Annotated in this window: 25 protein-coding genes; 14 read left to right on the top strand and 11 right to left on the bottom strand. The window is 40.3% G+C overall.

All coding sequences use genetic code 11. From position 1 onward, the window contains the following. The first annotated feature begins 108 nt into the window (after positions 1–108). The 5 genes from ACSQ6I_RS11925 (at position 109) to ACSQ6I_RS11945 (ending at position 6,470) form a co-directional block, all read left to right on the top strand. Positions 109–1,695 carry a B12-binding domain-containing radical SAM protein gene (locus ACSQ6I_RS11925; RefSeq protein ID WP_438890549.1) on the top strand — a complete coding sequence of 529 codons (1,587 nt, stop codon included), beginning with the start codon at positions 109–111 and terminating at the stop codon, positions 1,693–1,695. A 159-nt stretch (positions 1,696–1,854) separates the two neighbouring features. Then, positions 1,855–3,174 (top strand): DUF3326 domain-containing protein, encoded by a 1,320-nt coding sequence (locus tag ACSQ6I_RS11930; protein WP_438890550.1) that lies wholly within the window; start codon positions 1,855–1,857, stop codon positions 3,172–3,174. A 475-nt stretch (positions 3,175–3,649) separates the two neighbouring features. Then, positions 3,650–4,999, top strand: a complete 1,350-nt coding sequence (locus ACSQ6I_RS11935) for an aminotransferase class I/II-fold pyridoxal phosphate-dependent enzyme (RefSeq protein WP_438890551.1) — start codon at positions 3,650–3,652, stop codon at positions 4,997–4,999. Positions 5,000–5,024: 25 nt separating this feature from the next. Beyond that, positions 5,025–5,543 carry an SET domain-containing protein-lysine N-methyltransferase gene (locus ACSQ6I_RS11940; protein WP_438890552.1) on the top strand — a complete coding sequence of 173 codons (519 nt, stop codon included), beginning with the start codon at positions 5,025–5,027 and terminating at the stop codon, positions 5,541–5,543. A gap of 165 nt (positions 5,544–5,708) precedes the next feature. After that, positions 5,709–6,470 (top strand): hypothetical protein, encoded by a 762-nt coding sequence (locus ACSQ6I_RS11945; RefSeq protein WP_438890553.1) that lies wholly within the window; start codon positions 5,709–5,711, stop codon positions 6,468–6,470. On the opposite strand, the gene ACSQ6I_RS11950 is transcribed toward ACSQ6I_RS11945, so the two are convergent. The 3 genes from ACSQ6I_RS11950 to ACSQ6I_RS11960 all read right to left on the bottom strand — a co-directional run bounded on the left by ACSQ6I_RS11950 (position 6,467) and on the right by ACSQ6I_RS11960 (position 10,062). Next, complete coding sequence (locus ACSQ6I_RS11950) at positions 6,467–7,891, bottom strand: MATE family efflux transporter (protein ID WP_438890554.1); 1,425 nt, start codon at positions 7,889–7,891, stop codon at positions 6,467–6,469. The genes ACSQ6I_RS11945 and ACSQ6I_RS11950 overlap by 4 nt on opposite strands. Before the next feature lie 666 nt (positions 7,892–8,557). Then, positions 8,558–9,784, bottom strand: coding sequence for a molybdopterin molybdotransferase MoeA (locus tag ACSQ6I_RS11955; protein ID WP_438890555.1), 1,227 nt, complete (start codon positions 9,782–9,784; stop codon positions 8,558–8,560). A 38-nt stretch (positions 9,785–9,822) separates the two neighbouring features. Further along, the gene (locus ACSQ6I_RS11960) at positions 9,823–10,062 is read right to left on the bottom strand and encodes a hypothetical protein (protein WP_438890556.1); all 240 of its coding nucleotides are present in this window, start codon (positions 10,060–10,062) and stop codon (positions 9,823–9,825) included. A gap of 195 nt (positions 10,063–10,257) precedes the next feature. On the opposite strand from ACSQ6I_RS11960, the gene ACSQ6I_RS11965 reads away from it, so the two are divergent. The 5 genes from ACSQ6I_RS11965 to radC all read left to right on the top strand — a co-directional run bounded on the left by ACSQ6I_RS11965 (position 10,258) and on the right by radC (position 14,582). Further along, a complete protein-coding gene (locus ACSQ6I_RS11965; RefSeq protein WP_438890557.1) occupies positions 10,258–10,815 on the top strand; it encodes an RDD family protein in 558 nt (185 codons plus the stop codon). 43 nt (positions 10,816–10,858) lie between these two features. Further along, positions 10,859–11,053 carry a 50S ribosomal protein L33 gene (gene rpmG, locus ACSQ6I_RS11970; protein WP_015217160.1) on the top strand — a complete coding sequence of 65 codons (195 nt, stop codon included), beginning with the start codon at positions 10,859–10,861 and terminating at the stop codon, positions 11,051–11,053. A 2-nt stretch (positions 11,054–11,055) separates the two neighbouring features. Further along, positions 11,056–11,271 carry a 30S ribosomal protein S18 gene (gene rpsR / locus ACSQ6I_RS11975; RefSeq protein ID WP_015217159.1) on the top strand — a complete coding sequence of 72 codons (216 nt, stop codon included), beginning with the start codon at positions 11,056–11,058 and terminating at the stop codon, positions 11,269–11,271. A gap of 320 nt (positions 11,272–11,591) precedes the next feature. Continuing rightward, entirely contained in the window at positions 11,592–13,649 is a 2,058-nt protein-coding gene (locus tag ACSQ6I_RS11980; protein WP_438890558.1) for a ribonuclease catalytic domain-containing protein, read from the top strand. A gap of 201 nt (positions 13,650–13,850) precedes the next feature. Then, a complete protein-coding gene (gene radC, locus ACSQ6I_RS11985) occupies positions 13,851–14,582 on the top strand; it encodes a RadC family protein (RefSeq protein ID WP_438890559.1) in 732 nt (243 codons plus the stop codon). A gap of 338 nt (positions 14,583–14,920) precedes the next feature. Here radC and ACSQ6I_RS11990 read toward each other — a convergent pair whose 3' ends face one another. Continuing rightward, a complete protein-coding gene (locus tag ACSQ6I_RS11990; protein WP_438890560.1) occupies positions 14,921–15,109 on the bottom strand; it encodes a hypothetical protein in 189 nt (62 codons plus the stop codon). Positions 15,110–15,365: 256 nt separating this feature from the next. Between ACSQ6I_RS11990 and ACSQ6I_RS11995 the strand changes: the two genes are divergently transcribed. The 4 genes from ACSQ6I_RS11995 to ACSQ6I_RS12010 all read left to right on the top strand — a co-directional run bounded on the left by ACSQ6I_RS11995 (position 15,366) and on the right by ACSQ6I_RS12010 (position 20,840). Then, positions 15,366–17,807 carry an endonuclease MutS2 gene (locus ACSQ6I_RS11995; protein ID WP_438890561.1) on the top strand — a complete coding sequence of 814 codons (2,442 nt, stop codon included), beginning with the start codon at positions 15,366–15,368 and terminating at the stop codon, positions 17,805–17,807. Positions 17,808–18,080: 273 nt separating this feature from the next. Then, the gene (locus tag ACSQ6I_RS12000; protein WP_438890562.1) at positions 18,081–18,689 is read left to right on the top strand and encodes a DUF3038 domain-containing protein; all 609 of its coding nucleotides are present in this window, start codon (positions 18,081–18,083) and stop codon (positions 18,687–18,689) included. Between the two features lie 59 nt (positions 18,690–18,748). Next, complete coding sequence (locus ACSQ6I_RS12005; RefSeq protein WP_438890563.1) at positions 18,749–20,335, top strand: DUF4335 domain-containing protein; 1,587 nt, start codon at positions 18,749–18,751, stop codon at positions 20,333–20,335. 220 nt (positions 20,336–20,555) lie between these two features. Beyond that, the gene (locus ACSQ6I_RS12010) at positions 20,556–20,840 is read left to right on the top strand and encodes a YiaA/YiaB family inner membrane protein (RefSeq protein ID WP_438890564.1); all 285 of its coding nucleotides are present in this window, start codon (positions 20,556–20,558) and stop codon (positions 20,838–20,840) included. Positions 20,841–20,929: 89 nt separating this feature from the next. Here the strand turns inward: ACSQ6I_RS12010 and ACSQ6I_RS12015 are convergent, their stop codons facing one another. The 7 genes from ACSQ6I_RS12015 to ACSQ6I_RS12045 form a co-directional block, all read right to left on the bottom strand. Next, positions 20,930–21,478 (bottom strand): hypothetical protein, encoded by a 549-nt coding sequence (locus tag ACSQ6I_RS12015; protein WP_438890565.1) that lies wholly within the window; start codon positions 21,476–21,478, stop codon positions 20,930–20,932. A 12-nt stretch (positions 21,479–21,490) separates the two neighbouring features. Next, a complete protein-coding gene (locus ACSQ6I_RS12020; RefSeq protein WP_438890566.1) occupies positions 21,491–21,814 on the bottom strand; it encodes a hypothetical protein in 324 nt (107 codons plus the stop codon). Between the two features lie 299 nt (positions 21,815–22,113). Next, a complete protein-coding gene (locus ACSQ6I_RS12025) occupies positions 22,114–22,347 on the bottom strand; it encodes a hypothetical protein (RefSeq protein WP_438890567.1) in 234 nt (77 codons plus the stop codon). Between the two features lie 365 nt (positions 22,348–22,712). Then, positions 22,713–23,168 carry a ferredoxin gene (locus tag ACSQ6I_RS12030; RefSeq protein WP_438890568.1) on the bottom strand — a complete coding sequence of 152 codons (456 nt, stop codon included), beginning with the start codon at positions 23,166–23,168 and terminating at the stop codon, positions 22,713–22,715. Further along, positions 23,168–23,554 carry a DUF1257 domain-containing protein gene (locus ACSQ6I_RS12035; protein ID WP_015217509.1) on the bottom strand — a complete coding sequence of 129 codons (387 nt, stop codon included), beginning with the start codon at positions 23,552–23,554 and terminating at the stop codon, positions 23,168–23,170. The genes ACSQ6I_RS12030 and ACSQ6I_RS12035 overlap by 1 nt, the downstream gene beginning before the upstream one ends. A 39-nt stretch (positions 23,555–23,593) precedes the next feature. Next, positions 23,594–23,806, bottom strand: coding sequence for a DUF2997 domain-containing protein (locus ACSQ6I_RS12040; protein WP_438890569.1), 213 nt, complete (start codon positions 23,804–23,806; stop codon positions 23,594–23,596). Between the two features lie 447 nt (positions 23,807–24,253). Further along, positions 24,254–24,511: a hypothetical protein gene (locus ACSQ6I_RS12045; RefSeq protein ID WP_438890687.1), complete on the bottom strand. Its 258-nt coding sequence runs from the start codon at positions 24,509–24,511 to the stop codon at positions 24,254–24,256. Between the last annotated feature and the right edge of the window lie 345 nt (positions 24,512–24,856).

The following is a 24,856-nucleotide window of genomic DNA, read 5'->3' on the forward strand; positions in this document are numbered from 1 at the left end:
TTCTGACAGTTGCCCCATTCTCACATACAGCAGGCAACTTATAAAAAAGTCAATTAGTCTTAATTTTGGTTACAGTTAGATCACAAATAAATCGTGAGGGGTGATACTATGCGCGTTTTGCTAGTTTATCCAATATTTCCCAAAACCTTTTGGTCTTATGAGAAAATTCTAGCGTTAGTTGATCGCAAGGTACTGTTACCACCTTTGGGTTTAGTGACAGTAGCGGCGATTTTGCCCCAAGAATGGGAATTTAAACTTGTAGATCGTAACATCCGCGCCGCCACAGAAGAAGAATGGGCATGGGCAGATATTGTGATTTTCTCGGCCATGATTGTTCAAAAACAAGATTTACTGGATCAAATTCGGGAAGCAAAACAGCGTGGTAAGCTGGTGGCGCTAGGTGGCCCCTATCCCACATCTACACCCCATGAAGTCGAAGCAGCAGGGGCAGATTTCCTGATTCTCGATGAAGGGGAACTCACCTTACCCATGTTTGTGGAAGCAGTGCAGAAAGGTGAAAAATCTGGAGTTTTCCGGGCTACAGAAAAACCTGATGTCACTGGTACACCTATTCCCCGGTTTGATTTATTAGAATTTAATGCCTATGATATGATGTCTGTGCAGTTTTCGCGGGGTTGTCCCTTTCAGTGCGAATTTTGCGACATTATCGTACTTTATGGACGCAAACCACGTACCAAAGCACCCGCACAACTTTTAGCAGAGTTAGATTATCTCTATGAGTTGGGTTGGAGACGCGGTGTGTTCATGGTAGATGATAACTTTATTGGCAACAAACGCAATGTGAAATTGTTGCTGAAAGAGTTAAAAGTCTGGATGGAAGAACATCAATATCCTTTCAATTTTGATACAGAAGCTTCTATCGACTTGGCACAAGACCAAGAAATGATGGAGTTGATGGTTGATTGTGGATTTAAAGCTGTATTTTTGGGTATTGAAACCCCAGATGAAGATAGCTTACAACTAACTAAGAAATTCCAAAATACTCGCAGTTCTTTAACTGAGTCAGTAGAAACAATCATTAGAACTGGACTGCGGCCAATGGCTGGGTTTATTATTGGTTTTGATGGTGAAAAAGCCGGTGCAGGCGATCGCATTGTCAGATTTGCAGAACTAGCCGCCATACCTTCTACAACCTTTGCTATGCTGCAAGCACTACCCAATACGGCGCTATGGCATCGTCTCACAAAAGAAGGTAGACTGCGGGAAAATAAAGACGGGAATATCAACCAAACCACGTTGATGAATTTCATTCCTACCCGTCCCCTGGAAGAACTTGCTAGGGAATATGTCGAAGCTTTCTGTGCCTTATATGATCCTGTAGCCTATTTAGATCGCACCTATCGTTGTTTCTTGATATTGGGTTCTCCCAAATGGACAGCACCAGCGAAAACCCCAGAATGGGTAGTTATCAGGGCATTGCTAATTGTGATTTGGCGACAAGGTTTTAAAAGAGAAACCCGCTGGAAATTCTGGCATCACTTCTTTAGCATTCTCAAACATAACCCCAAAGTGATCGAACAGTACGTTTCTACCTGCGCTCACATCGAGCATTTTATGGAATATCGGCAAATTGTGCGCGATGAAATAGAAAGCCAATTAGCCGCATATTTAGCCCAAGGTGCAGAAAAACCTTATGTACCAGTGAAGGCAAAAGCAGAAGCAGTAGTTAGCTAATTGAAAATCCCCTGCCTAGTTGATACTTTGGCAGGGAATTTTTGTTTTATGTAAATTACGTAATTATGTAAACTTACTGCCATAAAAATACTTAAAATTTTTTGGATCTTTGTTATAAATGCTCAATTTCGTGTATAAGTGGAGTCTGGAGCTAGTAATGTGGTTGAAACTGTGTCCCAAGTTATTACCAAAGATTTTGAAATCGAATGTTCTCCTCAGCAACTAACTTGGAGTGAAATTGCTAATCGAATTGGAGAACTAGGACTACCAGGAACACCAATCCGGCTGATATTAACGGCAGTCCGAGAAAATAAGTTAGTATTTGAAAGCAGTTTTTTGGAAACAGATAGAAAACCTGTCTGGCCTTCCTTATTAAATATTCGTCCTCGTCAAATATCTTCAGCTAAACCTTTTGTCGCTGTCAGCATTATCCCCACAGGAGTTCGTGCGGAAATAGGAGGTTTTGCTGGTGATGCTACCCCAAGCGTTAATCTTTTAGCCAAAGCTTGTGATTATTTAGTTGTTAATCCCAATTCGGTTACAGCTTCTGACCTCTATTACGCTAGTGACAATGTTCTTTACCTAGAAGGAAATTTAATTTGCCATCTTTTGTTGGGACATACTACTCTAATTCCAGAAACTCGCACCAAAATTGGTGTGATTATTGAGAAAACCCAAGAGAAATTTTTGAACAATATCCTTAATGCTCTCAATGCTTTGAGAACTGTTGGCGGAATCAATATTGATCCTGTAGTGGTGACAGGTGGACAAGTAAGCACCAAATGCACTTATTCCCCCTACGGTCATGCCTCTGGAGAATTTGAGGGTATTGATGAGTTGATGAAGGCATTAGATATTGTTGCTCAGACAGACACCAATGCTGTTGCTTTTTCCACCACTCTCTTAGTTGAGGATGAAGTTCGACAGCAGTATTACAACAAAGAATCGATACCAAATCCCTGGGGAGGAGCAGAGGCAATTCTTACCCACATGACAACGAATTTTTATCCTTTTACTGCTGCCCATTCACCATTACTTCTAGATGAAGCTCATACCATGTTTGGGACTCTAGGAGACCCACGAGATGGTGCCGAGTTAATCTCTAGTTCATTTCTCTGTTCGACTTTGAAAGGATTAACCCGCTCTCCACGTCTAGCACAATTCGATACTCCATTGCCATCAGGATGCCAGGGAATTTCTGTAGAAAATGTCTCAGCAGTGGTGATGCCAGAGAGTTCGGTAGGCAATATTCCCTTCTTTGCCTCTCTTGAGCAAAATATTCCAGTTATTCTGGTTCGGGATAATTACACTCAGTATGAAGTAACTCCTTCTATTCTGGGAATTGACCATGAACAGAGAAAAATTTACTATGTGAATAGTTACATGGAAGCTTCTGGGTTACTCCTCGCTTTACGACATGGAATTGCCCCTGAAGCCACAACACGTCCTATGCCCCCAATAGAGCCAATTTTTCTTTAATATCGAATTTTTTCAGTTAGATACTTCCAAGAGTAAGCCACAAAATAAATGATCCTGTTTTGTCATGCTGAGTGTAGCAAAGCGAAACGAAGCATCTCGGAGGATTCTTCACTACACTTCGTTTCGTATGGCTAACGCCACACTTCGTGAACAGAATGACATTGGGCATTTCTTTTTGTGGAGTTCTCCAAATAAAATAATATCCCAAAATTTCTTGTGGTGCAGGCAAGATGTCTGATAAATAATACAAGGATGGGCATCCTGCCCGTCCCACAAGATTGGATCATCTTTTTTGTGAAGTTCTCTTACTGCTCACACTTGTCAGCAAAACTCAAAACCAAGGGAGGAGAGCATTCCATTTGGGTAAATTTATTTCTGTGGAGAATAGCAAAGTCAGACTAGCTTGACTAAACAAGATGTTTATAGTTTTGGGATGCTCTTAAACTGAGTAAATTAAAGGTCAAAAAGCAGGCTTATGGAACCTAAAGCGAGCGACATGGATGCCAAATTGTCTACTTATCAGATGATTACATCTCATTACCCAGATATAAAAGTTCGACTCCACACTCCTGCACACCAAGGAGTTCGAGGAGTATCTGAATATTTTGATGATCGCATCTACGCTTATGATTTGCCTTTCTTTAACCGTGACAAGTTTGACAATGTAGAAAAGTATATTTCTGGATTATATAAAACTAAGCGTACCTTTTTTCTGACGGGAGGAGCCACCCAAGGGATTTTAATTGCTTGTGCAATTCTAGCCAGAAGACACCAAAAAATTGCCATTGGTCTCAATAGTCATCTGTCCATCATTAATGGATTTGTCCTCTCTGGAACAGAACCATTCTTCATTCCATCGCGTTCGTTAATGCCAACAGATGAAGAAGTTATTCAAGCTTTAGAAACAACCGCAGGAGAAGTTACTGCACTTTTTTTAACACATCCCAGCTATGATGGCATCACGACTGACTTGGGGAAGATTGCAAAATACTGTCGTAGTCAAAATATTGAGTTCATAATTGACGAAGCGCATGGGACTCATTTTCCGTTTTTAGAGGAGGAGAAGTTATCAGCGCTGTCTCAAGAATCTGACTTGGTTGTGCATAGCCTTCACAAATTTGTGGGTAGTCTTGTGCAAACAGCATTACTTCATTTACCTGAAACCTCAACAATCACGGAAGCAGAAGTAATTACAGCCCTGTCGCTGTTTGAGACAACATCTCGAAGTAACCTGTTGCTATTGAGCATAGAAGAAGCTATTCGGCTCGCTTTTGGAGATGAAAGAAAATCTATTTTCCAAAAGGCTGCCCGCAATTGTGATAACTTACGATGTCTGCTGGATAGTTGGGGAAATGCCTTAACCTATGATGCCCAGGTTAGCGATCCTCTGAAAATATTTCTTTATAGCGATCGCACTACGGGTGAAGAAATTGGTAAACTTTTGTTTGAACGTAGCGTTGACTATGAATACTTAAATCAAAAAGGGGTATTACTAATTTTCTCATTTCAAAATACTGATGATGATTTTGTCTATGTTGCCCAAGTCCTTGAAGACATTTACAAAACTCTTGCTGCTAAAGAACAAGGACAGTTTTTTGATGATCGTCTTTTGGTTCGCACTCCGGTTATGGGTTGTTTACCAAGAGAGGCTTTTTTGGCACAGCAAAGAAAGACACTTTATCTAGAAGAAGCAAAGGGAATGGTTAGCTGCAACAGCATCAAAATAATTCCTCCATGCGTTCCTGTCTTAATACCCGGTGAAGAAATATCTGACTGGCATCTGAAGATGCTAAAACCAGATACTTTAGTTGAGGTAATGATTTAGATAAGTTAATCAAGGAGAATAAGCTGTGTTATGCATTAAAACACAAGTTAAAAAATCTAATATTCCCAATGCAGGAAAAGGATTATTTAGCTTAGATTTTGCTCCCAAAGGAAGTGTGATTTTCCTTCCCATAACTGGTTCTACCATCGACAGAGTTATTCTGGAAGAACCGTATCGAGAAGAGTTGACAAAAAGTGATAACTTCCCTCTAAATGCTGGAATGAGATGGGGTGGTCATTACTTTTTATGCTGTAGTCAAAACCCAGACAAAGCAGATTATATTAATCATGCCAATAATCCTAACCTTTTGTCATGTCTTGGTTTCTTTTTTGCCCTGCATGATATCCATTGTGGAGATGAATTAACCTTAGATTACAAGTACTTGGAATTAGCAAAAGAAGCATCACTGCAAATTAATGAGCAAGAGAAAATTATTGGTTTATCTGCGAAGGAAGCCTTATTTCAGTCAGCTAAAGAATTAATCAATCTTTTAAATGAAGTTGAAGATATTCATTGTTTTGATTTACCTGGCAAACCGGATTAAATCTTGAAGCTGAAATCTGGGTATTTTGATTATTTGTAAGAGATAATATTTATATTTAGATATTTTTGCAACTCTAATTATCAAATATAATTACAATATTTCAGATATATTTAAGGTGATGAAACTTTAACTGTAAACTTAAAGAAACTAATGGAATTTACTTATATGTCTAATACTAATATGACAGAAAAATTTCCAAATTTTACGGCTTACCCCCAAACAGAGAAAGCTTGCCAAGATGAACTTAGTCTGGCCACTCTTGACATTGATTCATTTCAGCAGCATCGTCAGCATTGTTCCTTGTCTAGCTGTCATGGGATGTGTTGTTATAATGGAGTTAATGTCAATCAAGAAACTGCTGAAGTTATTCAAAGAGTTGTTGAAGAAGAAGCAGATTTTTTTAAAGCTATCGGTCTTAATTTACCAGCAGAAGTAATTATTGATGATGAAGAGTATGAAAAATTTACAGTTGAGAATAAGGAATGGGAAGGTATATGTTCGATTAAGAAAACAGCAGTAAAAGAGAAACCTTTTTCACATCTTATTAAAGATTATCCCCAGCATTTCAAAAATACAGTCTGTGTTTTTACTGTTGATGATGGACGCTGTGGATTGCAATTGTTAGCAGAAGCAAAAGGGTTACATCGCTGGTATTATAAACCCTTCACTTGTTGGATTTTTCCAATTCTGATTGCTCCAGGGGAGAATCAACCAGAAATACTTTTACCCAGTTCTGAAACTGAACCGTGGTCTTTGCCGGATTTTGATGGTTACTTCACAAAAGCGTTTTGTGGCAAACCTGCTGATTGTGGACAGCTAGGCTATATTCTGTTGCAAGAAGAACTGAAGTTTTTGGCAGAGATTGTTGGTCGCAACTTTGCTCAAGAAATCCAAGATGCAGTTGCTACCTCTGCTAAAAACGATTAAGAAACTGATTGCAATACAGGAGTTTGATCATCATCTGCGGATTTACACTCTTCCTCATCTTCTTGAGATTGGATAATCTCAGAAGTCAAAAGGTAAAAACGATAGATTAAAAACACTGTGGCTAGTGTAGTTCCTATTGTTAATCCTGACCATAAGCCGATACCTCCCCAATTGAGATAGAAGCACAGTAGGTAGCCGCTTGTTATGCCAACACACCACTGAAATAGTATGTTAATTAATAAAGGGAAGCGGATATCTTGGATTCCCTGCAACAATCCCATAGCAATGAGATTAAGTCCATAAGCTATTAAAAAAAGTGCGGCAATTCTCAGTAGGGGGATTGCAGATTTAATTGCTATGGCGTTATCTGGATGACTTGCATCTAAATATATCCCGGCAATTTGCTCTGGAAATAGCCATAAAGCAATGGTGATAATGCTCATTGTGGCAATACCAATAGTAATAGCTGCAAATCCTGACCTTTTTGCACCAGTAAAGTCATTTTGACCAAGCATCTGTCCGACTCGCGTCATGGCAGCGTAGGAAGTCGCTATTGGTAGAATTAGGGAGACTTCTATAGTTTGCACGACAATTTCATTCGCTGCCAGCAGTGTTGTTCCCATATAGCCACTTAACAAGGCAATCAGGGTAAATAGCAACATGGAGGCTGCAAATTGCAAACCAATAGGCCAGCCGTTTTCCCAAAGTTTAGCAAACAGTTCTCTATCGAATTTTAGGGAGCTAAACAGTTTGTATTCTCTAAACCAAGGATGGAAACCAAGTATGGCTGCTGCTGCTAGGCAATTTACCCACAAGACAAAGGTGCTGGCCCAACCAATTCCTGCTAAACCTAGAGCTGGCAAGCCTAGCTTACCAAAAAGTAAAAGGTAGTTGATGGTAATATTTAGGGGAATGCTAGTCAGAGCGATCGCACTAATTAGTTGGGGGCGATTGAGAGCAGTAGCTACCTCCTTGAAGATGAAGAACCCCAAGACTGCCGGAAAACCCCAAACAATGGCTCTTAAATAATGACTAGCTAGGGCTACTGTATTTTCTTGTTGACCCGATAGCATCAAAATATAGTCTAGATGCCAAGTTAGCAACATCATTGGTAAAGAGAGGGCAAGTACCAGCCAAAGTCCTTGAGCTAAGAGTTGGCAAATGCGCTTTGTGTTGCCAGCACCAAAGGCTTCCGCTGCTAGGGGACTGGCTCCTTCTAAAACCCCCATACACATGAATGTTATGGTATAGAAGGTAATGACACCTAAAGCGCCAGCGGCAAGGGATTGAATGCCCAAAAATCCCATCATGACGGTATTTACAAAACCAACAGCCGACTCTGCAAGCTGAATGCCTCCTAAAGGAATTGCTAATTGTAGGGTAGCAAAAACTTCTGATAGAATTTTTGATGGCGATCGCATTAAATCAACTACTCTTGGTTTATCTTAGAGAAATGTAAAGAATCTTGTATTTAAGTATATCAGGATATTGAAAATTCCCAAATGAGTTGTTGTCAAAGGACTCATGATCCAGAAAAGAATGTAGAGACGAGAATCCCTCCCCAGGTCATATCATGTCCGGTCGTTCGCGTAGCGTCTCGTCAGAGATATACTTATCATTAAGGCAGCAGGGAGCAGGCTTGCCCTGAGCGTAGTCGAAGGGGAGCAGGGGGAAAGAGAATTTTTGGATTTCTGCACAAACAATTTATATTGCAAGTGATTAGGTGGACATGATATCACTTCTCTACAAGGGTTCCAGGAAACGCATATTTAATTTTCGGAGATGTCTATTGATGCTGCATCCACTATTAACGTAAGTTGCTACTTAGACACATTGTCTGAATCAGGATGTCCAGGATTAAAGGATGAACAGGATGAAAACAGAAGTTTTATTACCAATTACCAATTACCAGCCTCAACTAGATAACTAGCAACTTGAGTTATTACGTAAGTATTCAGGATAGAGAATACAAAAGTCAGGAGAATAAAGCTTTTTTAGTCAACTTTGATGATTTTGATAAAATCTCTCTTCTCTCTATTCTTCATTTCATAAGCATTCTGACTCCTGAATTCTTACGTTATTACTAATTATCTCACCTGCAAAACTAGCACTTCTTCCCGTGGATAAACTAAGGTTTTCCCGACTGGTAAAATAGCTAAAGCATTAGTTTGGGCTAAATTAATTAAATTACCAGAACTATTATTACCTCCGGCTTTATGAAATTCATAAACACCATTGACTAAATGTAACTTACCCCAAATATAAGTTTCCATCTTGCCATTAGATTGTAGTTCGGAATTTGATTTCACTTTCAAATATTTTCCTTCCCAACCTGTAGCCATTCCCGAAAGTTTTTTAATTGTCGGTTGCACAAATCTCCAGCAAGTCACCAACGCAGACACAGGATTTCCGGGTAAACCAAAGTATAGAGTATTGGGGAAAGTTGCAAAAGTCAGAGGTTTACCCGGACGCATTTGCACAGACCGAAAATGGATTTTTGCACCAAGTGATTGTAAAATCTTTTCTATATAGTCATAATCGCCTACAGACACGCCACCAGAAGAAATAACGATATCAGAATTAGCGATCGCATACTCGATAATTTCTTTTAACGCAGTAGGATCATCCTTAACAATTCCTAATACTAACACTTCTGCCCCCAGTTCCCTGACCAAAGTTGCCAAAGCGAACTGATTAGAATCTACTATTTGCCCTGATTGCAGCGCTTCTCCCGGCATCACCAACTCATTACCACTAGAAAAAATTGCCACACGAGGACGACGAAAAACACTGATTTGATCACGCCCAGCCGCAGCTAAAACCGCAATCTCTGGAGCAGTTAGGCGGATACCTGCTGGTAAAAGTTCGCTTCCTGCTTTGTAAAAATCTCCCTTGCGTCTCACAAACTCTTGCGGTTGAGGTGCAGCAAAGATAAAAACGCGGTTTTCCTGTCGGTGTGTTTTTTCCTGCATAACTACAGTATCCGCACCATCTGGCATCACCGCACCCGTAAAAATTCGTGCCGCTTGCCCTGGTTTAATAGTAATTTGGGGTTTATATCCAGCGGAAATTTCTTCCACAACTTCTAAAACAGTTGGTTTTTCAGCCGTCGCTTTCAGCACATCTGCATAACGCACCGCAAAACCATCCATTTCGGAATTATCCCAATGAGGAAAATCCAGATAACTATTTACAGAAGTTGCCAAAATTCGATTATGTGCCGTCAATAAATCGACAAATTCTATATCCTTCTGGCTATCTAACCCTTGCACCAAATTTAAAATAGTAGCTTCTGCATCTCTGACTGAAAGCATGGCCAATAACTCCTACATAATGATTTTAATCTACATCTTTAAATATTCACAAAACCCTCACTGCACCACGCTTGTAACAGCCATTTTTTAGATTGCTGATCAAGTGCTGGTAAAAGCCGGAAATTAAAAACATCTTGCCATACTTCAACGCTATGTTGATCAACAAAGGTTTTTTCCAATTCTTTAAACTGTAGATAATCACGATTATCAATCGCAATCAGCATGGGAATTACTGCGCTGACTGGAATTTGAGTAGCAGCTGTTCCTATAGATGTCATTGTGGGTAATCCTCAAAAATACAAAAAAATGGTAAAGACACCTGTTTAGTATTGATGATTGTAACCAACCGCTTATCTTTGCTTATATCCAATGGAAAATAGACTGATGCAACAATTACTTAAATTATTACCTTAATATTTAAAGATAAAGGCAATGATTATTTCCCTACACCTAAACATAAACACTTATTGTGTATGACTATCGTTAAAGTACCCCAAAAACACTACCCCAAGGCAGAAATAATCCGTCGAGGCATGGCACTGGGGATAGATATTCTTGGTGTCTGGCTAGTTAGTTCCCTGCTGGGAAGCAATAATTTTGGGATTCAATTTGTCCAAATTTGCGTCTTTATCCTCTCTTGGCTGGTTTTGCGGGTAATAGTCGTGTACAACAATCGTGGACAAAGTTTAGGGCGTTGGGCTTTTGATTTAAAAGTCTTAGAAGTCGAAGGTGAAAGAATAGTTGGCAGAATCCCCCAATTGCAGGCATTATTGAAGCGAGAAGGGATTATTTGCTTTAATGCCTTGCTAACATCCATAGCTTTGACAAATATAATAGCTAATCCCACTGCTATACTGCTATTACTTCCTTTAGGAATTGACTGTGGTGCCGCCTTATCAGATACTCAGATGCGGCAGGCTCTGCACGACCGCTATGCTGGAACTATCATCGTTTCATCACGACGTGGCTATTCGCTGGACTTAAAAGTTAAACGATTAGTTGAAAAATTGCAGCGAAATGTGAGAAGATAGTCATTTGTGTTAATTCTCTCCAGGCTTTACTGTTTGTAAGATTATGGCTAAGAGTAAAGGTGCCCGCATAATAGTGACACTAGAATGCACCGAGTGTCGTACTAACCCTGACAAACGTTCTGCTGGCGTTTCTCGCTACACCAGCACCAAGAACCGTCGGAACACCACTGGTCGCTTAGAACTGAAAAAGTTCTGCACCCACTGCAACAAACACACTGTTCATAAGGAAATCAAGTAAATATGAGCTACTACCGTCGTCGCCTGTCGCCAATCAAGCCAGGAGAACCAATCGATTATAAAGATGTTGATTTATTACGGAAATTTATCACAGAGCGTGGTAAGATTCTACCCCGGCGGATTAGCGGTCTGACCTGTAAACAACAGCGCGAATTAACATTAGCGATTAAACGCTCTCGGATTGTGGCTTTGTTGCCATTCATCAACGCAGAAGGCTAAGAAGATTTTGGATTTTGGATTTTGGATTTTAGATAATGATCCAAAAAAAAGTAACGTTGGTAATAGAAATTAAACGTTCACTTTCAGTCCAAAATCTAAAATTTGATCAACACCAAGGGAATGTACAATAATGACATTCCAAATTTAAAATCAACAGATTTGGAGTTAGGTTATGGGGAACAAAAAACAGGAAACAGGTAAGGATTTTACTTTTTTCCTAATCACCAGCCTAAACTAGATAACTAGGAACTTGGTTTACTAGTCATTTAATCCAAAATCTAAAATCTAAAATCTAAAAATTACTATAAAGTGCGAGAGTTGTGGACAAGGGGACGCTAGTTGAATTTAGGGTTCAAGGCGATCGCCGTTTGGGCGTAGTAGATCGTCCAGACGGCAAGACCCGTTGGTTTGTGGTAGATGAACGAGGTCAATCCCACAGCCTCGCGCCTCGACAACTAACTTACATAGTTGATGGGCAAACTTATCAGCCCTCAGAAATTGCCAACTTTTTAGAGCAAGTCAATCCTTACTTAGATCCATCTAGTTTGGAAGTGGCTTGGGAAATATTAGTAGAAGATGGGGAAACTATCACCCCTGGAAAAATGGCGAATTTGCTATTTTCCGAATCAGAAGCAGTTCATTGTTATGCAGCTCATTGCTTGTTATCAGAAGACAAACTCTATTTCAAGCAAAAAGGAGAAGCTTATGAACCGCGCAGTGCGGCACAAATAGCAGAACGTAAACATCAGATTGAAGTAGAGTCGCAAAAAGCCAAGGGACAGCAGGAATTTTTAGCTCGTGTAGAACAGGCACTCAATGGTGAAAGTGTAGAATGGCAACGACTGGATCGCCAGCGCTTAGAAACACTGGAAAAATACGCAGCCCTAATGGCGGACATCGTGCGGTTGGGAGTAAATTTTGACTCTTTAGCTCGTGCATATCCGCCTCCAGCCCCAGTATTAGAAACCATGAATATGCTGGGACGTTCTGCTACTCCCCAAGCTGCCTTTCAACTATTGATCGACTTGGGTTGGTGGAGTTCCCATGAAAACCTGTTCCTGCGTCGTTCTTCAATTCCCGTTCAGTTCCCCAATAAGGTATTAGAAGTGGCGCAACAACGCTTAGATTTTCCACCAACAGACTTGGATGTAAATCGCCTGGATCTAACTCATCTGAAGGTATACACCATTGATGATGAAAGTACTACAGAAATAGATGATGGTCTGAGTTGGGAATTACTACCAGATGGACAGGAACGGCTGTGGGTGCATATTGCTGACCCCACCCGGTGGTTAATACCAGAAGATGAGTTGGATTTAGAAGCCAGAAAGCGGGGTAGTACTGTTTATTTGCCCACGGGGATGATTCCCATGTTCCCAGAGGTATTAGCAACCGGCCCGATGAGTTTAGTACAGGGGAAAATTTGTTGCGCCCTCAGTTTTGGGATAGTTTTAAATCAAACGGGATCTGTAGAAGATTATTGTATTCATCCCACCTTGATGAAGCCTACTTATCGCCTCACCTATGAAGATGTAGATGAGATGTTGGAATTAGGGGTAGAAGCAGAACCAGAAATTGCTGCGATCGCTAATTTAGCAAAACGGCGTAAAACTTGGCGATATAACCAAGGAGCCATCAGCATCAATATGCCAGAAGCGATGATCAAAGTCAAAGATGATGACATCAGCATTGACATTTTAGATGATTCCTCATCTCGGCAATTGGTAGCAGAAATGATGATTCTCGCTGGGGAAGTAGCCGCACGTTATGGACAAACACATAACATCCCCCTGCCTTTTCGTGGTCAACCCCAACCAGAACTGCCACCAGAAGAAGAATTACTGCAACTTCCTCCTGGTTTTGTCCGTTCCTGTGCCATGCGTCGTTGTATGCCCAAAAGTGAAATGAGCATCACACCTGTACGTCATGCTGGTTTGGGCTTAGATACATACACCCAAGCAACTTCTCCCATTCGTCGTTACAGTGACCTCCTCACCCACTTCCAACTCAAAGCTCATTTGCGTGGTGAAGTTTTGCCCTTCTCCCCTGAACAGCTCAAAGAAGTAATGATGACTGTCACCAGTACCACCCAAGAAGTAACAATGGTGGAACGACAAACAAACAGATATTATGCTCTAGAATATTTACGCCGTCATCCCGAACAAGTATGGCAAATCACAGTTTTGATGTGGCTACGGGAAGATAGCAATTTAGCATTAATTCTGTTAGAAGATTTAGGCTTGCAATTACCAATGGCCTTTAGGCGTTCTGTTAATTTGGGTGAACAGTTGTCCGTTAAAGTTAGTCTCGCTGATCCGCAAAAAGATATGATCCAATTTCAAGAAATAATTTATCAAGAATCTCAATTAGCAAATTAGATGAAAGATATGAGTAACGGGATTTCTCTGAAAAGACCCTACCCATAGCTTGCTTCCCTAGCATAGCTATAAGGCAAAACTTGGGAAACCCTATGTAAGTTTCCAAAATTAAAGATTTTTACCAATAGAGATGATTTTTAGCTTAAAAAAGGGATAAATAGAAATAGTTCCATCTGTGGTGCATATTCCCCTTATTTTTATATGACATATTGCCTCAGAATCGCCGACTTACCAGAAAATGAGCGTCCCCGTGAGCGATTAATGACCCATGGCCCAAAAATATTAGCTACTGCTGAGTTAATTGCCATTCTGCTGGCTACTGGACAAGGGCCGGGTAAACTCTCCGCAGTCGGTTTGGGGCAACATATATTACATGAATTAAGCAAACATCAACGTGATCCTTTGGCAGCTTTAAGGGAAATTACTCCGGCTGAGTTGATGGCAATTCCCGGAATTGGCCCTGCAAAAGCCACAACTATTCTCGCAGCCATTGAATTAGGCAAACGTGCTTTTTTATGCCGTCCTTCAGATGGCACAGTCATAGATAGCCCACTGGCTGCGGCTGCCACGCTTAGTCAAGATTTGATGTGGCAGAGTCAAGAACGTTTTGCAGTACTACTTTTAGATGTGAAAAATAAGTTTTTGGGAACTAAGGTGATTACTATTGGGACTGCGACTGAAACCTTAGCTTCTCCCCGTGATATTTTTCGGGAAGTGATTCGTCATGGTGCAACGCGGGTAATAGTTGCCCATAATCACCCTTCTGGTAATCTAGAACCGAGTGAAGCAGATATAGAATTAACACGACAATTATTAGCAGGGGCAGAACTTTTAAGTATTCCGTTATTAGACCATTTAATTTTAGGTAATGGCACTCATCAGAGTTTACGCGAAACTACAACTTTGTGGGATGATTTACCCCAAGTAGATTGAATTAACTACCGCTATCAAATGTATATTGTTTTCCTGTGGTAATGGTGAGGGTAACGGTAGATGGCATTTTTTTATAGTTGATTATTTAAGGTTTCTATAAATATTATAAGTGGGGTTGTGATTTTTTTAGCTCACCCAGAGGCGCAGAGTCACAGAGAGTATATAAGTTATTGATATGGGATAATGATGTCAGGATTTTGGCAATGTAGGGATTTTTTAGATATTAATTTAATAATTTATGTTTAATTATTTATCTTCATGTATTAGATTCATTTTCTACTCTAGTTCTTAACCATTGTAATTTTTTGCTTTTCTCTTACCCGTAATCTCCTTGTACTTCAAATTGAAGTGCGGAATGTGGGTTCTATGGTTTGTGCCACCCTTGTGCTATCGGAATTCGAGCTAATGACAAAATTAGCATCCTGATTTGGTTGGGGGACTGTAAAGCCTGATTGTAATGGTAGAGCCTGTATAAAAAAGACAGTCATACCTGTGATGCTTGCTGTCAAATATGGTTTTGTGTTCATTTGTGAACGGGGGATAGACTAAGGTAGCGATGCCTACGGCGTGCAAAGCAATCGCACTGTATTCAAAGGATTATGCAGGAAATACGCAAAAATAAAGCCCGTGTTACTATTTTTGTAACAATAATCAAGAGCTAAGAAAGCTCTGGAATGAACATAACTATTTGCCTCACTGACACCAGAAAATTTTTTATCTTGGAAAATTTAGTCTTCTAGCAGCTAAAATTGTTACGATAATTTCAGATTAGACGTTGAAGCCTTGATCCAATCTGAAACCCTAGAACTATTAGAATGGCAACGCCTTTGCCAGCACCTTTCCACCTTTGCTGCGACCAAGTTAGGGGCAATAGTTGCGCGTAACTTGCCTATCCCAGAAACCCAGATAGAAAGCCAAAAGTTGTTAGCTCAAACCAAAGAAGTCTATCAACTGGAAAGTCATCTTTCCCCTGGTTTGTCTTTTGAGGGTATTCAAGATATTGGTGATGCCCTAGAACGAGCCGAACTACAAGGAATTTTATCAGGTGAGGAACTGTTAGCGATCGCAACCACCCTCTCTGGTACGAGAAATTTACGGCGTGTAATTGATAACCAGGACAATTTACCCATCCTGACTGAGTTAGTTTCCGAATTGCGAACTTACCCAGAATTAGAGCAGGAAATTCACCGCTGTATTGATGAACGCGCTCAAGTCACTGATCGCGCTAGTCAGAAAATGGGGGAGATTCGCATTGATTTGCGGCGGATACGCAGTCAAATTACCCAAAAACTGCAAAACATCATTCAAGCCAAATCGGGAGCAGTTCAGGAGCAACTGATTACTCAAAGGGGCGATCGCTATGTGATCCCAGTCAAAGCACCGCAAAAAGACGCAATTCCCGGTATTGTTCACGACACCTCAACCAGTGGCGCAACTTTATATATCGAACCTCACAGCGTCGTCCCCATGGGGAACCAACTCCGGCAAACTCTCAGAAAAGAACAAACAGAAGCAGAAGCTATTCTCCGCACCTTAACGGAACAAGTAGCCGCAGTTAAGCCCGATTTAGAAAGGTTATTAGCCATTGTCACAACCTTAGATTTGGCAACAGCTAAATCTCGTTACAGTTTCTGGATAGGTGCTAATCCTCCCCGCTTCATTAATCGGGAAGACAATGAAATTATCACCTTGCGGCAACTGCGTCACCCGTTGTTAGTTTGGCAACAGCAGCACGAACAAGGAAGCCCCGTTGTTCCCGTCGATTTGCTCATCAGTCCCAATATTCGGGTAGTGACAATCACAGGACCGAATACTGGCGGGAAAACGGTAACTTTAAAAACCTTGGGATTAGCGGCATTAATGGCCAAGGTGGGTTTATTTGTCCCCGCCCGCGAACCAGTGGAAATGCCTTGGTTTGACAAAGTTTTAGCTGATATTGGTGATGAACAATCTTTACAACAAAGTTTATCCACATTCTCAGGACATATTCGCCGTATTAGTCGGATTTTAAATGCTTTGGGGAGTCAGGAGTCAGGAGTCAGGAGTCAGGAAAAAGAGGAAGAAGAAGGAATAAAACTACCAATTACCAATTACCAATCCCTCGTTTTACTGGATGAAGTTGGTGCAGGTACAGATCCGGCTGAGGGGAGTGCATTAGCGATCGCTCTTTTGCGATATCTCGCCAATCATGCCCAACTCACAATTGCTACCACCCACTTCGGTGAACTCAAAGCCCTGAAATATGAAGATGAGCGATTTGAGAATGCCTCGGTAGAATTTGACGAAAGCACTCTTTCACCAACTTATCGACTGTTGTGGGGTATTCCTGGACGCTCTAATGCTTTAACTATTGCCCTGCGCTTAGGGCTAAAACCGGAAGTAGTAGCCGAGGCTAAAACCCAAGTGGGAGAAGCCAGCGATGAAGTAAATCAAGTAATTGCCGGTTTAGAAGCCCAACGTCGTCGTCAAGAAACTAAAGCCGCTGAAGCCCAAGAATTGTTACGACAAGCAGAACGTTTATATAAAGAAGTTTCTCAGAAAGCCACCGCTTTAGAAGAGAGAGAAAAAGATTTACGTGCTTCTCAGGAAGTAGCAGTACAACAGGCAATTACCCAAGCTAAAGGAGAAATTGCCCAAGTAATTCGCCGTTTGCAAAAAGGTACACCCACAGCCCAAGATGCCCAGCAAGCAACCAGTGCATTAAATCAAATCACCCAGAAATACGAACCTGCACCACCACCTAAACCTAAACCTGGGTTTATGCCCAAAGTAGGCGATCGCATTCGTATTCCTAAATTAGGACAAACCGCAGAAGTAATCACCGCCCCTAATCCAGATGGTGAGTTAACTGTCCGTTTTGGAATCATGAAAATGACGGTGCAATTACCAGACGTAGAATCTTTAGATGGGCAAAAACCAGAACCTATTGTCAAAGCCAAACCAGCCCCCGCAGTAGTCACTCCCCCACCAGCACCAGTCCCAGCTATTCGCACCTCTAAAAATACCATTGATTTGCGCGGAAAACGGGTATCTGATGGCGAATATATCTTAGACAAAGCCATTTCTGAAGCTGATGGGTCTCTCTGGATTATTCATGGACATGGTACTGGTAAACTGCGGCTAGGTGTTCACGCCTATTTGCAACAGCACTCCAGAATTAGCCACTATGAACCAGCAGAACAAGCAGATGGTGGTAGTGGTGTCACTATTGCTCATATCAAATAGGGAACGGGGAAGAGGCAGGGGAGCAGGGAGCAGGGGGAGAATAATTTATTACTTATCACCAGTTCCCAATTACGAATTACGAATTACGAATTACGAATTACCCAATCCTCATTAACTTCTCATATTGAGAAAAGAAATTTTCATTTAAAGTAAAACAAAGACAACCGCTGTTTACTAAACCGATTCAAAGCTACCTATGGGAAACCAACTTTTATGCTTCAGGGTCTGTTTCAAAATGGGTAACAGCAACAGCCTCCATTCGCCTGATCACCTATGCTAAAAGTTATGCACTCGGTAACCGATTCAGTCACACCAAACTCCCAGTGGGAGGATTTAAACCAGCTGCCAACACCCAAAATAGTTGAATGGGACAATATTAAAACCCAGTTAGATTTGGTGCTGTTAGCCCTAGAAACTTTAGCTGGTATTGGTTCTGAGGCTATGCTTGCGGCGGCAATTAATCTCAATTTAGAGTCAAAAGTACCAGACCGCGTAGCTTTATGGCGATTACGCCAATCAAACCCCTTACGCAAAGGTCAAGGAGGTCGAAAAAAGCTAGATGTAGAAGAAGCGCGATCGCTAGTTCTCATTACCTGCTACCTCGCCAAACAGCACCAAGAATTAATCCGTCGTGCTGTTGGTCTATTAGAACAAATAGCCGCAAAAAACCAGGAACCTCATCAAACTGCTTTACTGGGAGACTATATTGATGCTTTCTGCAACACCTATCAAGAACGGATGGAAGAAGATGACAAAATTAGTACAAAGTTGCTGAAAAACTTAGCGCTAAAACTGCTAGTAGATTTACTATTTTATAGCGCTCCTCATGGACACCGTCGTTTGTGGTTAACACTCATAGACCGTTCCACAAAACAATTTTAGATTTTAAATTACTAATTCAAAATCCCTAATTCCCCTTTGTCCCCATTGCAATTTTTGCTATGCCTCGCTCAAATTCTGTTATCCGTCGCTACACCCCCCCCACTTGCACACTAGAAATCTTGGCGCAAAGCTCACCTTTATCACGTTGGATGGGGCAAACAGTCCTCAAACAACTACATTTTAAACTGCACTTTGATGATCCAGGACTACCAGACGAACGCCAAGTGCCAATTCAGGGTGATCGCGATCAACTAGAAGCTTTGTGTAATGCAGTCACAAACTACGTTCAAAATCTCCTCCAAGAATCAGCAGATAGCTTTTGTCTGACTTTCTTAAAACCGCAACCATCAAATCCAACATCTGATGAACCAGAATTAGATGATTTTGCCCCCACTTCATCTTCGCCTAAGACCGTCAACTCTTTTAACATGGGGATTTTAGAAGCAACAATTTACTTAGAATCAAGCGATCGTTTAACTCATAAACTATTTCTCGGTTCCCTGGCCAATCCCACATCTGGCCCCGTGATTCAACTCACTCTATTGCAACTATTTGATTTAGCAACTGCCTTAGAGGAATACTCAACCGATGTTATAGCACTACCAAATCTAAATAGCGAAAATTCTAGTTCTGTTCGCCGGTTGCCTACTTGGACACCTGTTGCCGCCACCTTAGCATTGGCTTTGGGTTTAACTCCCTTAACCTGGCAATATGCCAACAACATCAAGCAGCAGCAAAAACAGGTCGCTAAAACAACAACTTCATCATCAGAAAAAGTTGCCCTCGAATCCTCACCCTCCCTTGACTTTACTACTCCTCAAACAAGACTTGCTTCCCCAGGTAATTTCCCTTCACCCCCAAGCAATAGTGCTTCCATACAGCTACCCAACTTAGACACTACCCCTCCGCTTGCTGATACCACTGTAGATCCAAAGCCTTTATCTTTCCCCAATTCAACTGTTCCGTCCACAGCTAACACATCGCCAAACATCCCACTGACCATACCTCAAACAAGAAAGCCAGTCATTCCTGCAAATCTGCAAATTCCATTACCAACAACACCCAATCCCCAACAAAACTCTACAGGGGTGACTAACCAAAGTGGTGTTACTCTGGCCACAGGTCAAAATTTACCTACTAGAAATAGCAATAATATCTCCACAATTCCTGAATCTGTTGCTACTTTACCTCAAACTTCTCCACAAATAGCGCCTCAACCCAATTCACAGCAATTAAATAGAAGTACTAATTCTCCGTCCACAATTGCTTCTTTAGAAAATGATGAGAATTTAGTAGCAAAATTGCGAGAAGCAAGAAAAACAACCTTACCTAAAGAGGTTGCCTCCTCAGATAACACATTATTTGATATACCTCAAGTAGCAGAAGCCAGACAATATTTACAAAAGAATTGGCAACCACCTGCTGGATTTTCACAAACACTAGAGTACAGTTTGATGTTGGGTGTTGATGGCTCTATTGAACGTATTTTGCCATTAAATCGATCTGCTAGAGAATACTTTGATAGCACTGGTATACCCGCAATTGGTAAAGCTTTTGTTTCCACTAATAAATCCGGGCAAAATCTCAGACTCAGAGTAGTCTTCAGTCCAGATGGTAAGGTGCAAACATTCCCAGAAACGCCATGAGGAGGCAGAAGGCAGAAGGAAAAATTAAATAATTACGAATGATATAATTTTTATGCCACTTCCCAAACTGGTACAAAATTTGCACCCATATTTACTCGATTTGATGAATTTTTAGCTCCAGTTCTTAAGTACAGTTGCGGAAGTGGTCAGTTATTATTGCCACTATTTTGACCACTTTATAGAATTGTGCTTACAGTACTTAGTTTAGAGGGGGGGGGATATGCAAACATTTGGCCCACAAAAAGATAGTAATGCTTGGATTATTCAAACTTGGGCAGCTTTTATGATGTCTATTTCTATGACGGGTTTTGGCATTGTAAATCTGCCCGTGGATAATTGGGTAAAAGGCTTTATGAGTATGGGTTTAGTTTTTTCTGTCGGTTCGACTTTTACCTTGGCAAAAACTACCAGAGATTTGCACGAATCCAGAAGGCTAACTTCTAGAATTGACGAAGCTAAAGTTGAAAAGTTGCTTTCACAGCATGATCCTCTCATTCTTAAATGAAGGTATAACAATTTTAAATTCGGGTCATAGTGTGGTGGGCAATGCCCACCACACTTGAGTCATAAACCCTGTTTGTTATATTTTTCTCATCAAAGATTTTTATTCGTAATTCTAATCAAAAAACGCAAAGCTTCGTTTACTGCTTCCTCAGTAGGAAACATTTCTGCTACATCAGGTTTTAAACTAATGGTAATCTCTCCATTAGTTTTTTTTCCTTGTGCAACTTTCCTCATATCTGTAATGCTTGAATCTGATTCTGATTCAACTTCATTCTCCGAGATATTATTTTGAAAAGATAACTCATTTAATTTGTTAGCAAGTAATTCCCAAGTATTAACTTTAATATTAAAGTGAGCTTTGGCTTCACGCAATGTTTTAAATTGTTGTTTCAGGATATGAACTGTATAAATATATCTTTCATAAAGCAGGTTTTTTTGTTCCAAGTCTTCCTCAACCATATCAACTACTTCGTTAATAAGTCGCTCATGATTTTCGGAAATCTGAGCAGCAGCTCCTAAAATACGAGAAGTTGCTTTTATCTGCACTTCCGTCTCTTGTTTAAGGCGATCTGCAATATTACGAATTTGATCTCCCAACTTTGCTTTGAGTGGTTTTTTTTTGACTGATTCTTTACCCATTAGAAGGCTTCTCTATTCAGAAAGGATATCTTTAATAGCAAGCCAAATACGTCTAAACTTTTGTACAAAACCTATAGGATTGCTAGTTGTTTCTTCATCAACTGAATCAACTAGGGATTGAATCCTATCCATACGTTCTGCTACGATATAGAGGTTGTTTACAGCCTCATCCTTACTTGCTAGGGATTCACGCAGTAGAACAACCATATTACCAATTTCGCGTTTTAGTCGTTCATTTTCGGCTTTACGACGAGTTTCCCAACCTTTAATACTAGCTTTAGACCGTCGCTCAAACTTAAGCTCTGCCTTAGTTTCATTGTATAGGGTTAAATACATTTCTCGCTCAGAGCTTACTATCTCATATTTGGTGAGTAATTCAGTTGCTCTAGTTTTTTCTTCGTTGTAGAGGCCAAGAGTCTGCTGATACCTTTGTTGCTCATCAAGATAAAGCTGATAATTTTGTGCAGTGCGCTCTTTTAATTCAGTAGTTTCAACTTGGTATGTTTGAAGCTTTTTTTGAAAAAGTGTAAATTGGGATGCAACTTCTTTATTTTCTTTGGCACGTTTTTCTGCTTCATTTCGATACCTTTGTTGCTCGTCAAGATAAAGCTGGTAATTCTTTGCAGTAAGTTCTTTTAACTCATTAGTCTCGACTTGGTATGTTTGAACTTCTTGTTGAACATGAACAAGTTGGGATGCAGCTTCCTCATTTTTTTTGCAAGTTGTTTGGCTTCATCATATAAAATGCGAAGAGTCTCCACTGACTTTTTAAGGTCATGTAAAGAAGCTGGTTCTTTCTGACGTGAGATAGGATGATTGATTGCATTGTCATAATAAGGATCTCGACGACCACCAACAGTGTCTTTCATAGCTATAACATAGCTCCCTAGTTGATTATTTTTTATACCTAAATTAAGTTTAAGTGTAGCCAATATTCACTAATTCAGTATGTGATCGTGATCTATAGCTAATAGTTATGGAGAACTTATGATTTATTGGGATTAGGGAGGAAATTTAAAAATAAAGGCTGGTTTTAATTTCCAGCCTCTTAGAGGTTGTTTGAAAAGTCTAATTTATTACTAGCCCTGGCGACTAGAAGTCGCGGCTATACAGACAAAACCCGCCTGCGCGGGTTAAAAACCTTAATTTTTCATTAGTCCACTGAGGTGGACTTGGCCTGTGTAGTAGCGAATTATATTCGCCCAAAACTTTTCAAACACTTGATATTTTAATTTTAAGATTGTTTGTTTTTTAACTTTTGCTTCTTCCGGCGTTTTTCAGTAGTGGCTACCGCATGATCAACTGAATAACCCACTACAGGAATTACCTGATATCTGCGGTCTTCTTCTAGATTTCTTAACTCAGTGTAATCAACCCAGTGAATACAATCAACAGGACAGGTATCTATAGCTTCTTGAACTACCTCTTCTGCATCCCCATCTTGGCGAACTACGCGCGATCGCCCATAATCTGGTTCAATATAAAAGGTGTTACGGGCAACATGGGCGCAATGTTTACAACCAATACAAGTAATTTCATCTACATAAACGCCCTTTTGACGCAGCACGCCGCCTAATTCAGGCTCTAAACCAGACCGTTCTGGCTCATCCCGTAAAAAACCACCTAATTCTGGTTCTAAACCAGAACGATTGTTTTCTAAATCTTCTGGCAACGTCTGCGATTGGGTCATTATGAACTCCAGCGTTGTACGACTAAGCGAATGGAACCATCTGCATTGTTTTGTTGTTCAGCAACTTGGAAGCCGACTTTAGCGGTTTCTTTCACCACTGCTTGGTAAGCATAGCGCTGAGTGACTTGGCGCAAAAATCCATCTACAGATAAATCTTGCTGCCAATATTGTAGATCAGCTACCAATTCGTATTCCTTACCATTCCATCTAAAACCGATATCATAGCCATTTTCCTGCTCGATAGAAACTTCCGCAGGATGAGTTTGACCGCGATAGCCACGTACTTCTTGTGGGCCAGGCTTCCAGTCTATGCCCAAGTCAGTCAGCGCATCTTTTAAGGATTCTAGGTTACGGATTTGAGTCTTGATTTGGCTAAAGTGTGACATGGTGGTTGTGAATCTATGACAATAAACTAGTTTGAAAACTTACCATTCGCTGAATGCAGTTTGCGTATTTACTACAGCAGATTCCTGGACATTATTGTTAGCGAAAAATTCTGAGGTTGGCTGCTGATCGAGTACTTGTCCCAGTTGCGCTTCTATCGCTGCTGTTACTTCAGCACAAGAGTTACCTACGATACCAGTTACCGTCTCTTGTACCCGACCGTCTGGATAAATTATGAACTCTAATGTTTCCATGCTATGAAAGCCAACCTCGATAGTACGATTGAACCTTACTGCTTGAGCAGAGTTGGTCAAAATCTAGCTGTAGAACTTAGATACAAACTTGCCATTTGTTAACTAATGTTCCATCTTTCAAAATAAATATCTCAGAATCTTTACAAAAATTATTATTTTAATAAGCTGACACTCCTATCATTAGTAAGTTTCCCCTAACCTGATCGATTAGTCAAGGTCAAAATCACCTAAGAAAATATAACTGTAAAAGCTCTTAAACGTTAGGATTGTAGTCAGCAAAGGCAGGCAGGGAAATATAAAAAAATACTAAAGCTTATTGAAATAAATTATCATTATCATAGAATTGAGCGGATTGTTATATGAACTGCGATCGCTTACTTATCTTTTCCCTATCTTCATAACATTAAGTAAAGTCAGTTATTTATAATACTTGCTTACTGTTATGATTCATTCTAATCTATCTGCTGTGGCTATCTGATTCAAAGCTTTACTGAAAATACGATGTAAATGCGTTCTAAGTTCATCTTCAGCCCCAGGATAAGCTGCTAAAGCCTCAATTTGTGCATCGGGGTAGGATATATAAGAACCAGGATAAAGAATTGCAACATAATTTACCACTTGCTGACCCTGATTATCTCGAATTGCGTGGCAATAAGCGTGCATTTTTTCAATATCCTGTCCTTTTGGCTTGCTTTCTCTGTTTATATTTTCTGGATTTTAAATTTCCAACCTAGAAAACAAATTGAGCATTATCTTTAGATAATCCTAGAAATCAATAATCTATAAATTAGGGTAAAAAAAGATTTTATTGAAATTTAAGATGATAAATGATTAACAGGTTATCTGATATTTGTACACATCCTATAGGTAGATGAATTGAAATCCAAGTAGGTTTAAATTATCTATATATGGTAAACACTTGGTATATATCTAGGCTTGGTTAATAACCAAGCCTTTTTTATGCTTAATCAGGACTTATGCAAGTGGCATAATCAATTTTAGTACGACCTCCATATTAAGCAAGTATAAATACTTAAAACATAAGCAGAA

It is taken from the genome of Anabaena sp. WFMT, assembly GCF_051781005.1.
Taxonomy (GTDB): Bacteria; Cyanobacteriota; Cyanobacteriia; order Cyanobacteriales; family Nostocaceae; genus Anabaena.

What these genes read in the sequence shown, in the direction of transcription:
- ACSQ6I_RS12010 (WP_438890564.1), top strand. Translation starts at nt 20,556, where the DNA reads ATGCAAACATTTGGCCCACAAAAAGATAGTAATGCTTGGATTATTCAA.
- ACSQ6I_RS11990 (WP_438890560.1), bottom strand. Translation starts at nt 15,109, where the DNA reads ATGAACACAAAACCATATTTGACAGCAAGCATCACAGGTATGACTGTC.
- rpsR (WP_015217159.1), top strand. Translation starts at nt 11,056, where the DNA reads ATGAGCTACTACCGTCGTCGCCTGTCGCCAATCAAGCCAGGAGAACCA.
- ACSQ6I_RS11950 (WP_438890554.1), bottom strand. Translation starts at nt 7,891, where the DNA reads ATGCGATCGCCATCAAAAATTCTATCAGAAGTTTTTGCTACCCTACAA.
- rpmG (WP_015217160.1), top strand. Translation starts at nt 10,859, where the DNA reads ATGGCTAAGAGTAAAGGTGCCCGCATAATAGTGACACTAGAATGCACC.
- ACSQ6I_RS12030 (WP_438890568.1), bottom strand. Translation starts at nt 23,168, where the DNA reads ATGACCCAATCGCAGACGTTGCCAGAAGATTTAGAAAACAATCGTTCT.
- ACSQ6I_RS12035 (WP_015217509.1), bottom strand. Translation starts at nt 23,554, where the DNA reads ATGTCACACTTTAGCCAAATCAAGACTCAAATCCGTAACCTAGAATCC.
- ACSQ6I_RS11935 (WP_438890551.1), top strand. Translation starts at nt 3,650, where the DNA reads ATGGAACCTAAAGCGAGCGACATGGATGCCAAATTGTCTACTTATCAG.
- ACSQ6I_RS12020 (WP_438890566.1), bottom strand. Translation starts at nt 21,814, where the DNA reads ATGTATTTAACCCTATACAATGAAACTAAGGCAGAGCTTAAGTTTGAG.
- ACSQ6I_RS12025 (WP_438890567.1), bottom strand. Translation starts at nt 22,347, where the DNA reads ATGAAAGACACTGTTGGTGGTCGTCGAGATCCTTATTATGACAATGCA.
- ACSQ6I_RS11965 (WP_438890557.1), top strand. Translation starts at nt 10,258, where the DNA reads ATGACTATCGTTAAAGTACCCCAAAAACACTACCCCAAGGCAGAAATA.
- ACSQ6I_RS12000 (WP_438890562.1), top strand. Translation starts at nt 18,081, where the DNA reads ATGCTAAAAGTTATGCACTCGGTAACCGATTCAGTCACACCAAACTCC.
- ACSQ6I_RS11960 (WP_438890556.1), bottom strand. Translation starts at nt 10,062, where the DNA reads ATGACATCTATAGGAACAGCTGCTACTCAAATTCCAGTCAGCGCAGTA.
- ACSQ6I_RS12005 (WP_438890563.1), top strand. Translation starts at nt 18,749, where the DNA reads ATGCCTCGCTCAAATTCTGTTATCCGTCGCTACACCCCCCCCACTTGC.
- ACSQ6I_RS11925 (WP_438890549.1), top strand. Translation starts at nt 109, where the DNA reads ATGCGCGTTTTGCTAGTTTATCCAATATTTCCCAAAACCTTTTGGTCT.
- radC (WP_438890559.1), top strand. Translation starts at nt 13,851, where the DNA reads ATGACATATTGCCTCAGAATCGCCGACTTACCAGAAAATGAGCGTCCC.
- ACSQ6I_RS11955 (WP_438890555.1), bottom strand. Translation starts at nt 9,784, where the DNA reads ATGCTTTCAGTCAGAGATGCAGAAGCTACTATTTTAAATTTGGTGCAA.
- ACSQ6I_RS12015 (WP_438890565.1), bottom strand. Translation starts at nt 21,478, where the DNA reads ATGGGTAAAGAATCAGTCAAAAAAAAACCACTCAAAGCAAAGTTGGGA.
- ACSQ6I_RS11945 (WP_438890553.1), top strand. Translation starts at nt 5,709, where the DNA reads ATGTCTAATACTAATATGACAGAAAAATTTCCAAATTTTACGGCTTAC.
- ACSQ6I_RS12040 (WP_438890569.1), bottom strand. Translation starts at nt 23,806, where the DNA reads ATGGAAACATTAGAGTTCATAATTTATCCAGACGGTCGGGTACAAGAG.